Consider the following 13,254-nt stretch of genomic DNA (forward strand, 5'->3'; position numbering starts at 1 on the left):
CCCTAGCCCAAACACAACAACAAAATCCCACCGTTAAATTTTCCTAAGCCAACAGCTTATTTTAGTAAAGACAAACAGGACGTTTGTCTTAAGCTCGTTCGGTACAGGGACGTACCGTAAGAGCTGGTACGGTTAAAATAAACAGCTGGTTTAGAGAAGAAAATGCTCGGTGTCAGTCTCTTTGCTTCTTTCTCTTCTGATAAGAGAAAGAAGATCGCCGTCAGGGCGAAATGCGCTGCAAATAAACACCAAGATGCATCAATGAGCAAAGACGAAAGCTAAAAAAATAATGTTTATTACTTACATAGATTTTGACCTAACCTTCTTCACCCTTCGTGCCTTCGTAGTTAAATGCTTTTGCTTGGGATCTTAAAAACACAAAGCAACCACGAAGCCGCTATGCTGCACAGAGAGCACGAAGAAAAGCGAAACAAAAACCAGTGAATAAATATAAACTTTAAATGCTGTTTAATAATAGTAATGATTTTGACCTAACCTTCTCCACCATTCGTGCCTTCGTGGTTAAATGCTTTTGCTTGTGATTTTAAAAACACAAAACATTATTTCTAACGTTTTTTACCTAATTTCTTCGGTCACCCGCCCTTGGTCGTTAATTGCTTTTTGCTTTTGCTTAAATAAACAGAGCGGGTATAATCCTGCCTCCCTAATAAACTGAGAAAAATAATGCATATAACGCTTGCCCCAATGGAAGGTGTGATGGACTTTCACATGCGCCAATTTTTAACCCAGATTGGAGGTATTGACCGTTGCGTGACCGAGTTTGTACGTGTTGTCGAATTACCCTTACCTTCTCGTGTATTTTATCGTTTATGCCCTGAATTACGCAATGCTAGTCGTACCGAATCTGGTACACCTGTGCGTGTGCAATTGCTTGGACAAGATCCTGCGTGTTTAGCTGAAAATGCTTTTCGAGCGATTAAGTTAGGCTCAGAGGGGATTGATTTAAACTTTGGTTGTCCGGCTAAAACAGTTAATAAAAGTCGCGGTGGTGCAGTGTTATTAAAAGACCCTGAAGCTTTACATCAAATCGTTAAGGCAGTACGTGATGCAGTACCTAGTGAACATATTGTTAGTGCCAAAATTCGTTTAGGGTATGCGGATAAAAGCTTAGCGATTGAAAATGCGCAAGCCATTGCAGAAGCAGGAGCTAGCGAGTTAGCGGTTCATGCGCGTACCAAAGAGGAAGGTTATAAACCACCCGCGCATTGGCATTGGATAAAAAAAATTAAACAATCAATCGATATTCCAGTGATTGCGAATGGTGATATCTTTAGTTTTGAGGATGCACTACGTTGTATTGAAATCAGTGGTTGCGACCATTTAATGATTGGGCGTGGTTCTCTGGCAGTGCCCAACCTTGCGAATGTGTTAAAAGGTACTGAGGCGCCCTATTCCTGGTTACAAAATTTACAGGTGATGGAGCAGTATTTTCAATGGCTACGCGAAATTGAAGATAAAGAAAAATTTATGCCAAGTCGTATTAAACAGTGGTTGATGTTTATGAAGTTACAGCATCATCAAGCGGATCCTTTTTTACAATCAGTGCGTGCAATCCGTCAGCCAAATGAAATGTTACTCGCTTTACAACAAGCGCAACACACTGAATTAGCTATCTAAGTAGGCGTTTAAAAGTACATCCATTGATTGATTAAAATAAATCGCTACACCCAGTAAATTAGCCCTATTAACAACTATATCGACATCTATCTTCACATAAATTAATGATATTTTAATCCAACCCGTAATAAATTTAAAAAAAGCATTCAAAATCAGTTCTATTTTGTCATTATTAGCCTACCCTTGTTGCAGTAAGAATAATTGTAGGCGCTGTTAGCTTAGTTACATTTGCTTTACAACTTCGCTAGTCTTGTACCGATGACATATAATAGGAATAATATGCCCTTACCCATTTTAATCTGTGATGATTCTGCATTAGCCAGGAAACAAATTGCTCGCTCATTACCCAAAGATTGGGATATTACTGTCAATTTTGCTGAGAATGGCAAAATTGGCTTAGAAACTATTCGTCAAAAAAAGGGAGATATTGTATTTCTTGATTTGAATATGCCGATCATGGATGGTTACCAAGTTTTAGAAGAGATTCAGCGAGATGATCTACCCGCGATTGTGATTGTTATCTCCGGTGATATTCAACCGGAAGCACATCGCCGAGTAAAAGAACTAGGTGCGATTGATTTCATAGAAAAACCGATCAACAATGTTAAATTAATGACCATTCTGGAACAATATGGCATTTATAAACCAGGTAGCCATAATTCACTTACAAGCCCTGAAAGCCTAGAAAAAGTGAGTGTTCGAGATGTATTGCAAGAAGTATCTAATATTGCAATGGGCCGAGCCGGTGACTTATTAGGCCGACTATTAGATGTTTTCATCTTATTACCTATCCCCAATGTAAATACCTTTGAAAGTAGTGAGTTGCACATGGCCCTCACGAATATAGCTAAAGATAATGCTGTTTCTGCCGTCACACAGGGATTTATTAGCTCTGGGATCAGCGGTGAAGCAATTGTTATTTTCCATGACTCAAATTTTGATGAGATGACGAAACTGCTCAAATATGAAAATATGATCTGTGATCATTTAGAGTTGGAAGTGATGAACGATATTTCTAATATTCTGGTAGGTGCATTTTTGAATGGCTTAGCTGAGCAGTTAGATATTCACTTTAGCCAAGGTCAACCTAGCGTGTTAGGGCAACATGGAAAAGTCGAAGATTTGATTAAAAGTCGTCAAAAAGATTGGCAGAAAACATTAACTATCGAGGTCAGCTACAGAATTCAAGATCACGACATTAAATGTGACCTGTTACTTTTATTCACTGAAGAGTCGATTAAAGTCATTCAACATAAAATAGGATACCTCTTAGACCAATGAGTGCAAACATAGAATTAAAAGATATCCACTGGCTCATTGATATGGTTCATAACATAGATGTAGGGCTAGTGATCATCGATAAAGACTTCAATGTCAAAGTATGGAATGGTTTCATGGAAAATCATTCTGGTTTATTAACTGCGCACATGGTTGATAAAAAAATAACCGATGTGTTTACCAGCATCCCTGAGGACTGGTTACAACAAAAAGTGAACAGTGTTTGTTTATTAAAAAATAAAGCGTTTACTACCTGGGAACAACGCCCTTATTTATTTAAATTCAAAAGTTATCGACCGATTACCAGCAATGCTGAATTTATGTATCAAAATGTAACCTTTTTACCCTTAACCGACATAGTTGGTACAGTCACACAAATATGTATGATTATTTACGATGTAACCGATGTGGCATTAAATCGACAAGCTTTGCAAGAAGCGAACCACAAGCTTGAACATTTAAGCCATACAGATGGATTAACACAACTGATTAATCAAAGCTACTGGCAAGAAAGGTGTAAAATTGAATTTAAACGCCATCAGCGGGCGCACCACAAAACATCGATGGTGACGTTAAATATTGATCATTTTAAAAAGATTAATGATACCTACGGGCACCCTTTTGGTGATCAAGTGATCAAAGGCGTCGCAGAAAGTTTACGTCAAAATCAACGAGAGACAGATATTGTCGGTCGTGTTGGCGGTGAAGAGTTTTCACTTTTATTAGTTGATACTGACCTAGCGGGTGCAAAAGTTGCCGCTGAACGCATACGTGCCGCTATTGAAGCAATGCATTTTGACTGTGATGGAAAAAAAGTTAAGGTCACCGTCAGTTTAGGTATTGCACAAATAACGGATAGTATTGAAGACTTCGAGGCTTGGATTAAAATGGCCGAGTTAGGTTTGTACTTGGCCAAAAATAATGGTCGAAATCAAGTCGGATTTAGTGTCCACTAGTCTTATCGATCAGATAATTTAGAGACTGTGACTAAATGACAGCATTTAAAATGAGTATTAAATGCTGTCATTTTTTATCTTGTTCAGAAGCATTATCGGTATAACTAGATTGTCACTAACTAAGTTGGTATAACTGAATCGGTACAAACTAGTTGTTATTGATTGGTAGATAGTCAGTTCTATTAACCCGCAGCCTTTCACTTCCTTGTATTACCTCTGATGGTGAGTTTTCTTGAAACTTTTACTAAAGTGAAATTGTTCATAAAAATTCAGCTCAATAGAAACTTGATTAACGTTATAGTTTTTCTTGTCTATTAAGAAAAAAACGTTTCTAACTTATACCATATTCCGTTAATTTAATGATCAAATATTACGCAGGAAAAAAGGAGCTAGTTTAAGGTAAAAGTTGCCGTAAATGTTGATCTCCTTACAAAACTTTTAATACAAAAATAGTTCCTTTTAACCAGTAAAATTGATCAGTTAGTTAGCTGAGCTGGTATTAATCACGATTACAAATTAGTGATTCATTTGCTCACAAGCGATGAACTATACGATAGAAAAAATGCCCCCGATGAGTTAAACAATCTTATTGCATCACCAAAACATGAAGTGATTCGAGACTAAATACATGATACTTTATTAGCCTATATGAACTCCCTTTCCGAAGCTATTAATGGGCAATTAGACCATGGCGAAAAGGGCTTGAAGCACATTGAATGGGCCTTTTAGACCCAAACCACGCGATGGATTCTCTAACGTAGTACGAGATGATGATACTGACATGCCCACTTAAGGTATCAAAGTCGAAGATAAAAAACAAAAGTTCTAAACGACTATTTAATTTATGCCCAAGTGAAGTCCAGATAAAACTTAGGCATATAAAATATATTTTAATAATGTGTTTATTATGACTCGAGTAATATTATGAAATGGATCAAACAAGGCAATGCCCCTGACTATCGCTTCTCATTAGCCAATGAACGTACTTTTTTGGCATGGATCAGAACCTCACTCGCGTTTTTAGCTGCGGCGATTGGTTTAGATCAATTAGCGCCCAATTTAGCGTCGCCAGCAATCAGAGAAATGCTTTCTTTGGCTTTGTGTTTATTTGCAGCTTTGTTAGCGCTTTATGCTTATTTACGTTGGGTCGCAAATGAAAAAGCAATGCGCCAAAATACAGACCTGCCATACACTAAAATTTTGCGTTTGGTGAGTATTTTCATGACTCTCATCGCTTGCGCCATAATATTGATGATTAGCAATGCCATCTAGCCGTATAGCAAGACGCCATGACGACCCTGGGTTACAACCCGAAAGAACCTCATTATCATGGTATCGAACGCTATTTTTAATCGTCGGTGTTTCGATGTTATTTTTAAGATTAGGGTTCGTTAAAAATGACCTAATTTTAGTCGCAGGCAGTATTATTTTATTGCTTTGTAATATTGGTGTTTGCATCTATGCCTATCAACGCAATTTGTTCGATGTGAAAAGTACTGTACTCACTTCTTACGGCTCAGTAATAGTTAAAAAAATGATCTGTTTTGCTATCATTTTTAGTGCGCTTGTATTTGCATTATCAATCATTATGTCTAGTTATAATCGTATATTTGAATCGTATCTGATCTAGATAAATTACGTCAGATGAATTGTTCAATAAGTAATTGGTGAAACAGAGGGGTAAGATAAATAGTCGCTGTCATGTCATGGCCAAACCAACTTTCTCGATCTGTAATTTAGACTGTACTTATTACTGCTATTTAGAAAAATATAAATTGTATCCAGAAAACTCAGCAACTTCAAAAAATACGCTAAACATAAAAAATCAATAATTGCTTACAAGCTAATGGCCTCATACACCCCGCTCTTGGTGTGAGTTTTTTTACTGATTTATACCCCACCCAACATGGTGTTTGGAGTAATGTTTGTGTGCAGAATGCGTTTTCTCGGGAGGTTAAGTACAGGTAGTAAGTTATTCAGTGATTACCTCAAAGAACGACTTCAAAATAGACCTTAAAATAACGCATCCACTTAATATTAAAACCAATCTTCATGGCTGTATCGCATGAGAAAAATCGATTAACATAAATTCTACTCGCCATCTTTTCTAGCCAATCAACATGCATTGATTTTAGGCTATTGGTACAAAGAGCCCACCGAGAGGCAAGCATCTAGTTTTCATAAGGTTTATAATCCGTAGTTACCGCATCAATGCATATTACGTGCAATTGCAATCCCATCTTTAAGTGTTCGAGAGAATTGTAATTTACGTGGTTTAAAGCGAATACCAGCACGTCGTAATTTCAACACCATACGCGGCTGCAGATTATTAATCACTAAGCCTATCTGCTGTTTATCAAGACTTTCTTTAATCGATTCAATTGCAATAATAGCACTCATATCCAGCATAGTGACTTCCGACATATCGAGTATGATAACGCGAAGGTTGGGTGTGACAATTGAAATGCTTTGTAATGCTTTTTGTGCTGACCCAAAAAATAATGAACCGTTAATATCATAGATAACAATGCTGTCTGAGAGATCATCATAAACTTCATGATCTTTCTCCACTCGCGAGGTATCTGTCAGAGTAATGCTTCGGCGAATAAACAACATAGCAGCTAATCCAATTCCAACGGCTACTGCAATAGTCATATCAAACAGTACCGTCAGAACAAAACATAAAATAAGTACAATAACATCATCTTTAGGTGCAACTTTAACCGTGCGGATAAAATGTTTCGCTTCACTCATATTCCATGCAACGACTAATAGTAAAGCCGCCATCGATGCCATGGGTATATAAGCTAACAAAGGTGTCAATGCGAGTATTGAGCCAAGAATAAATAAACCATGAACGACAGCAGCTAAAGGAATCGTACCGCCTGCTTTGATATTTGCCGCCGTACGCGCTATCGCAGCGGTTGCTGGAATACCACCAAACAATGGAGCAATCATGTTACCAATACCTTGACCGATAAGTTCATCATTGGGGTTATGTTTCTTGCCTGACATTCCGTCAGCGACTACTGCACATAACAAAGACTCAAGCGAGCCTAAAATCGCAATAGTGATCGCAGACGGTAATAGCATTTTGATAAGATCAAAGCTGATACCAATTGGCTGGCCATCTGCATTGGGTAAATTCCATGGCCATTCAAAAGCAGGTAAAATGGCGGGGATACCATCACCGGTTATGCCGTTTATATCATAGTGAAAGCGACTGCCAATAGTCGCAACGGAAAAGTCCGCATAAAAATATTGAATTCCCCAAGCAGTAAGAGAACCAACAAGCAGTGCAATCAGATGGCCTGGCACTTTTGAGTGTACTCGTGGCCACAATAACAAAATGACAATGGTAAGCCCACCGATGAAAAATTCTTGAAAATTGATCGTCGGTAATGAAGAGATGATTAAAGAGAGTTTATCAAGATAATCCCCTTCAAATGATGCAATGCTCAGCCCTAAAAAATCTTTTATTTGCAATGTACCTATAACAACCCCAATACCCGCTGTAAATCCAATAATGACTGGGTAAGGAACAATCTCAATCAGCTTTCCAAGCTTACCTACCCCCATCAAAATTAAAAAGATACCCGCCATAAACCCACTAATTAACAATCCACCGATTCCAAATTGATGAACAATTGGTAACAAGACAACCACAAAGGCAGCTGTAGGTCCTGATATATTTACTTTTGAGCCACCACAAACAGCAATAAAAAGGCCGGAAATAATAGCGGTATATAATCCATGTTGGGGGGGGACACCACTGGCAATAGCTAATGCCATAGAGAGTGGTAAGGCAATAACGCCTACGGCTAACCCCGCTAATACATTTGCTTGAATATCAAAAAGTGTCGGTTTGCTCGAAATAGATTTTTTTAATGCAGAAAACAAGATGTGCTCACTTATAGGCTCTAACGATAAAATTCGATCTTACTCTTTCATCTTACATTTCTCAATAATTCATAAAAAAATAGAAGTTTAACTGAATTATTACCTTTAAAGTAAAGACTAAATTATGCAGTTAGCTAGCAGAGTTGGTATTATATAGCCTGAACAACACTGTTACAGCAGAAACAAAAACAGCGCTAAAAAGCGCTGTTTTTTATTACTTTATTTACTGGGACTTTACTAGGAAATTAAAGACCTAGTTTAGCAAGTTCTTTTTCTACTACAGCGACTGGTAGTGGTATGTAACCATCTTTTTTCACAATACCTTGACCTTGCTCAGATAACATTAGTTTAATGAACTCAGCTTGCAGCGGTGAAAGTGGTTTGTTTGGATGCTTATTAACATAAACGTATAGGAAACGAGATAACGGGTATTTACCGCTAATTGCATTTTCCATTGTTGCTTCAACGAATGGTCCGCCTTTCTTAGACAACGCAACTGCTTTAACACCCGCCACTTTATAACCAATACCAGAGTAACCGATAGAGTTTAAAGAAGAGGCTACAGACTGAACCACTGATGCAGAGCCAGGTTGTTCATTAACAGAGTTCTTATAATCGCCTTTACATAACGCTTTTGATTTAAAGTAACCATAAGTGCCTGATACCGAATTACGACCAAATAATTGAATATCTTTATCTGCCCAGTTCCCTGTCAAGCCAACATCTGACCAACGAGTGGCATTTTTATCATTGCCACATTTTTGAGTAGATGAAAAAATAGCATCGACTTGTTTGATTGATAAACCTTCGATTGGATTATCTTTATTAACGAATACGGCTAATGCATCAATCGCTACGCGAATTTCTGTTGGTTTATAACCGTAATGCTTTTCGAATGATTCTATTTCTTTAGACTTCATTTTACGGCTCATTGGACCGAACTGAGAAGTACCTTCAGTCAGAGATGGTGGCGCAGTTGACGATCCTGCCGCTTGAATTTGAATGTTAATATTTGGGTATTGGCGTTTAAACTCTTCCGCCCAAAATGTCATCATATTTGCTAAAGTATCAGAGCCAACAGATGAAAGGTTGCCAGAAATACCACTTACTTTCGTGTAAGAAGGCAAAGTATGGTCTGCTGCAAGAACAGGTGTCGACATTAATGATGCAGTACCTAAAGTAACCGCTGCGGCTAACATTTTAAGTTTCATTCAAAACTCCATTTTCTACTAAGTTAATTTAGTTGATTTGTATTTCATTAATTATTTAACAAAATATCCATTACGCTTGGTAGCGATGTTGCTTAATATGAAGCTTTAATGTGACACTTTGATTACAAGTGAATTATTTTATTCATTTTTTATTAATTTTTTTATGGGCAGAAATAAAAAAAGCTTATTACATTCTTGCAATAAGCCTTTAAATCAACAAGTTAAAAAATAGTCAAATTATAGAAATTACGTCATATAACTTAACTATTCAATTTATGCTGTTTTATTATTTTTTCTAAAGAAGCGACGTGTCAGTAACAACGGTAAAGCAAATAACCATAACGCAAAACTTGCACCGCCACCGCTACGCTCGTAAGAAGCATCACTATTAACTAACGCTGAAGACTCCCAACAGTTAGGGCTGTTATTCGGCTCAGAGGTTAAATCAGGCGTTAATTTCACCATTATCTGTCCTGCATTAGCTTTATTAGTATAGTCGTCAATTGTATCGTACTGGTAACCTTGAGCCAGGATCACACCGTTATCATTAATCGCCGTTGCACTTTGTAGACGAATTAATGGGTGCGAAACTTTACCATTCGCATCCGCGCTACATAGTAAATCCTCTAAGAACCAACTATCACCGCTGGTATTATCATATAAAAATGCACTTTGTGTACGAGGGCTACCACCAGTAACAGGACCAATTTGGTCATAAGCATCGGCTTTACCGACAATCAGACCACTGTTATTCATATCATAACCTCTACTGTTCGCACCGTCTCTAGCACTACTATCGCCTGCTAAACGTTGTTTAGTCGATAATATTTTTTTATTTAACAGAGGGAAATCAATGCTGTTATTGTCGATATTATAAATAAACATTTCAACAGGTTTATTTACATTTTTAGATGATGAGTATTGTCGATTACCCATTACGATATTATCGTCAGTAATCGTTTGAGCCCATGAGTTATAGTAAGTATCTTCATCATCATAATCACCACTTGCATCATAACTTTCATCTGTTGCTGAAGTAATTACTGTTGGCTCCCCATAAACGCCATCGTCGCTAGGGGTCATGATGATCGCACGTTGACGCGCGCCTAGATCACTATCACTATATTCAAATGATGAAACACCAACCGCAATACCCGCACTATTAATATCTAACGCTGCTGCACTGTATGTCGCCTTACTGCCTTCGTTTGTTGTATTATCATCTAACCACTCGGTTGCCAGAGCAAAACCTGTTATTTCAGTTCCAGCACCGTCGTACTCCCAAGCCCAAGCTTGTGTATCAAAACCGGGGCAATAAACAAGGTCATTGAGAGTCTCAACCTCATTGGTATCACCGCTGCTATAACAAAGGTCAAAATTATCAGTATCATCATCACCACCAGACAATGACTTGCTGCTGTTACCTACAATTAGCGTCTTCTTATCGCCATTGCTGTATTCCACATCACGCATTTTATACGCGCTAGTAAAACCACCGTCGGTATCAAAATCTGGCATCAATGAAACAGATGCAGTACTAGTACTCGCATCAGTGATAAAACCACGACGAACAAAATCACGTGCGGCATCTGATGCGTAAGGCGCAGAGCCATATCCGACAGCAAAACTGCGACTTAATAAACTAGAATCTACAACATCAGTCACTTTAACATCGGTATCGCTGCCAAAACCTTCAACATTGATATTACTGGTTGCACCAAAGAAATAACTACTTGGGTCAGCATTTCCAGCATCAATATCAAACATTGCATTACGCCAAGCTTGATATGCATTTTCAAAGCTTAACTCAGTACTACTCTCACTACCTTTAAATACGGAATCACAAACGTCATCATCATAAAAACAGGTTTGATTAAAGGTAAAAGGTAGCCCTAAATCTATATCTTGTTCTAATTGCGCTTTGAAAGCGTATGCAGCAAATAAACTACCTTCTTCAGTAATAGCTGACGGGAATGGTCCAATATTACTGCCATCGGTATCAACAGATAATATTTCAAAACTATAATAAGGTGTTGTAGTCGCGGCCCAAGCACTGCTTGCAGATAATAGGGCGATAATTGAGATACTTTTTGTGTATTTCATGTAAACATTACTCTCCGTTTTGTAACTCGTCCAATTCTTCCCAACGTGCAAAAGCGGTGTCTAGCTTCTCTTCCGTTTCAGCTAATAGCGCTAAGAATTGGTCGGCTTCTTTTTTATCTTTAGTAAAAAACTCAGGCGTATTAATGGTTTCTTGTAATGTACCTACTTGCTCTTCTAATTGTTCTAGTAAAGCGGGTAAACCATCTAACTCAAGTTGAATTTTATATGACAATTTTTTCTTTTTAGCAGGTGCTTTAGACACCGTTTTTTCAACAGTAGCAGGTGCTGATTTTTTTTCTTTAACCACTTCGATTGGTGCTTCACTTTGCGCTTTATGACGCACAGCATCACTGTAACCACCAACAAATTGTTGAATATTACCATTGCCATCAAAAAACCATGTATGGGTTACTGTGTTATCAACAAAACTACGGTCATGGCTCACTAATAATAAGGTGCCTTGGTAATTTGCTAATAACTCTTCTAATAACTCCAGCGTTTCGACATCAAGATCATTAGTCGGTTCATCTAAGATCAAGAAATTACTTGGTTTTAGGAATATTTTTGCTAATAGGAGACGGTTTTTCTCTCCACCTGATAATGCCTTAACCGGAGTACGAGCGCGATCTGGGTGGAACAAGAAGTCTTGTAAATAACCTAATACATGGCGTTTATTACCATTGATTTCTACTTCTTGTTTGCCTTCTGCTAGGTTATCAACCACGGTTTTTTCAGGATCTAATGCATCACGGTATTGGTCAAAATAAGCTACTTCTAACTTAGTGCCACATTTTACCGTTCCTTGATCCGGTTCAAGATTACCCAGTAACAATTTAAGTAGTGTACTTTTACCACAGCCATTTCGCCCCACTAATGCAATTTTATCACCACGCATGATCGTTGTTGAAAAGTCACGCACAATACGTAAATCATCGTAACTGTAAGTTAAACCTTCAGTTTCAAAGATAATTTTGCCTGAGCGTGCGGCTTCATCGACAATAATTTTAGCTTTGCCTTGTACATTAGTTCGCTCTGAACGTTCTTGTCGTAAAGATTTAAGCGCACGTACTCGGCCTTCATTTCGGGTTCGACGCGCTTTGATACCTTGACGGATCCACGTTTCTTCAATAGCTAATTTACGGTCGAATTCTGCATTCTGTTCATCTTCAACACGTAATGCTTCTTCTTTAGCAATTAAGTAATCTTCATAACCACCTGGCCATGAACTTAACTTACCACGGTCAATATCAACGATACGGGTTGCTAAACGACGAATAAATTCACGGTCATGACTGATAAAAACAATAGAACCTTGGAATGACATTAAAAATTGCTCAAGCCATTCGATAGTTCCAACGTCTAAGTGGTTAGTAGGTTCATCTAATAATAATAAATCAGGGTCATTCACTAACGCTTTAGCCAGTGCGACTTTACGTAACCAACCACCGGACAATTGATCTAATGTGATTTCAGGATCAATGGCTAAACGGTCTAAAATTTGATTAATTTTCGAATCTAATTGCCACGCATCAAGTTGGTCAATTTGTTCCTGTAAGCGTTGTAATTTATTCATCGCTTTTTCACTGCAGTCTTCAGCAATGATATGTAATTGTTCATGGTATTGACTCAGCACCACACCCGCATTTTCCATGCCTGATGCCACAAAGTCATAGGCACTCATGGTACTTGCCGTTGGTGGATCTTGCTCAAGACGCGCGATTTTTACATCGTTGTTAATTAATAACGAACCATCGTCTAATTGAATACGACCATCAAGGACTTTTAACAGTGTCGATTTACCGGCACCGTTTCTTCCTACTAAACAAACACGCTCGTTTGGTTCAATAACTAAATTTGATTTATTTAATAACGCACCACCGCCAAAAGCCAGTTCTGCGTTATGTAATGTTAATAATGCCACGGTTATTCACTCTTTATTAGGTGATAAGAATTGTTTGATTTGAGGTGACGCAAAAGGCCAATCAAGATGTTGGCCGTTTGCGTTTTCTAATACTGGAATACGAATACCAAATGAATCGACTAAGTGTTGTTCGCTAATGATATCGACTAACACATAGTCAACTTGGCATTGCGCTAACAATGCCATTGCTTGCTCACAAAGATGGCAACCATCGGTATGATATAAAACAGGTAAACTCATTTTTAAT

The 13,254-nt window shown here is 38.0% G+C and carries 10 protein-coding genes; 5 read left to right on the forward strand and 5 right to left on the reverse strand.

The window, feature by feature from the left end; translation table 11 throughout:
• Nucleotides 1–684 precede the first annotated feature (684 nt).
• The 5 genes from H5084_RS06405 to H5084_RS06425 all read left to right on the forward strand — a co-directional run bounded on the left by H5084_RS06405 (nucleotide 685) and on the right by H5084_RS06425 (nucleotide 5,502).
• On the forward strand, nucleotides 685–1,638 hold the full coding sequence (locus tag H5084_RS06405) for a tRNA-dihydrouridine synthase (RefSeq protein WP_182689933.1): 954 nt from the start codon (nucleotides 685–687) through the stop codon (nucleotides 1,636–1,638).
• A 279-nt stretch (nucleotides 1,639–1,917) separates the two neighbouring features.
• The gene (locus H5084_RS06410; protein WP_028869844.1) at nucleotides 1,918–2,919 is read left to right on the forward strand and encodes a response regulator; all 1,002 of its coding nucleotides are present in this window, start codon (nucleotides 1,918–1,920) and stop codon (nucleotides 2,917–2,919) included.
• Nucleotides 2,916–3,872, forward strand: coding sequence for a diguanylate cyclase (locus H5084_RS06415; protein ID WP_182689934.1), 957 nt, complete (start codon nucleotides 2,916–2,918; stop codon nucleotides 3,870–3,872). Before H5084_RS06410 ends, H5084_RS06415 begins: the two co-directional genes overlap by 4 nt.
• A gap of 924 nt (nucleotides 3,873–4,796) precedes the next feature.
• Nucleotides 4,797–5,144 (forward strand): YidH family protein, encoded by a 348-nt coding sequence (locus H5084_RS06420; RefSeq protein ID WP_028869842.1) that lies wholly within the window; start codon nucleotides 4,797–4,799, stop codon nucleotides 5,142–5,144.
• A complete protein-coding gene (locus H5084_RS06425; protein ID WP_182689935.1) occupies nucleotides 5,134–5,502 on the forward strand; it encodes a DUF202 domain-containing protein in 369 nt (122 codons plus the stop codon). Before H5084_RS06420 ends, H5084_RS06425 begins: the two co-directional genes overlap by 11 nt.
• Nucleotides 5,503–6,080: 578 nt before the next feature.
• Here H5084_RS06425 and dauA read toward each other — a convergent pair.
• The 5 genes from dauA to H5084_RS06450 form a co-directional block, all read right to left on the reverse strand.
• On the reverse strand, nucleotides 6,081–7,772 hold the full coding sequence (dauA, locus tag H5084_RS06430; RefSeq protein WP_028869839.1) for a C4-dicarboxylic acid transporter DauA: 1,692 nt from the start codon (nucleotides 7,770–7,772) through the stop codon (nucleotides 6,081–6,083).
• Between the two features lie 245 nt (nucleotides 7,773–8,017).
• A complete protein-coding gene (locus H5084_RS06435) occupies nucleotides 8,018–8,983 on the reverse strand; it encodes a PstS family phosphate ABC transporter substrate-binding protein (protein ID WP_028869838.1) in 966 nt (321 codons plus the stop codon).
• A gap of 273 nt (nucleotides 8,984–9,256) precedes the next feature.
• A complete protein-coding gene (locus tag H5084_RS06440) occupies nucleotides 9,257–11,086 on the reverse strand; it encodes a DUF3466 family protein (protein WP_182689936.1) in 1,830 nt (609 codons plus the stop codon).
• Between the two features lie 7 nt (nucleotides 11,087–11,093).
• The gene (locus H5084_RS06445) at nucleotides 11,094–13,007 is read right to left on the reverse strand and encodes an ABC transporter ATP-binding protein (protein WP_182689937.1); all 1,914 of its coding nucleotides are present in this window, start codon (nucleotides 13,005–13,007) and stop codon (nucleotides 11,094–11,096) included.
• Nucleotides 13,008–13,013: 6 nt separating this feature from the next.
• Nucleotides 13,014–13,247: a glutaredoxin family protein gene (locus H5084_RS06450; protein WP_182689938.1), complete on the reverse strand. Its 234-nt coding sequence runs from the start codon at nucleotides 13,245–13,247 to the stop codon at nucleotides 13,014–13,016.
• Nucleotides 13,248–13,254 lie beyond the last annotated feature (7 nt).

Source organism: Psychromonas sp. SR45-3 (assembly GCF_014163575.1).
GTDB classification, from domain to species: Bacteria; Pseudomonadota; Gammaproteobacteria; order Enterobacterales; family Psychromonadaceae; genus Psychromonas; species Psychromonas arctica.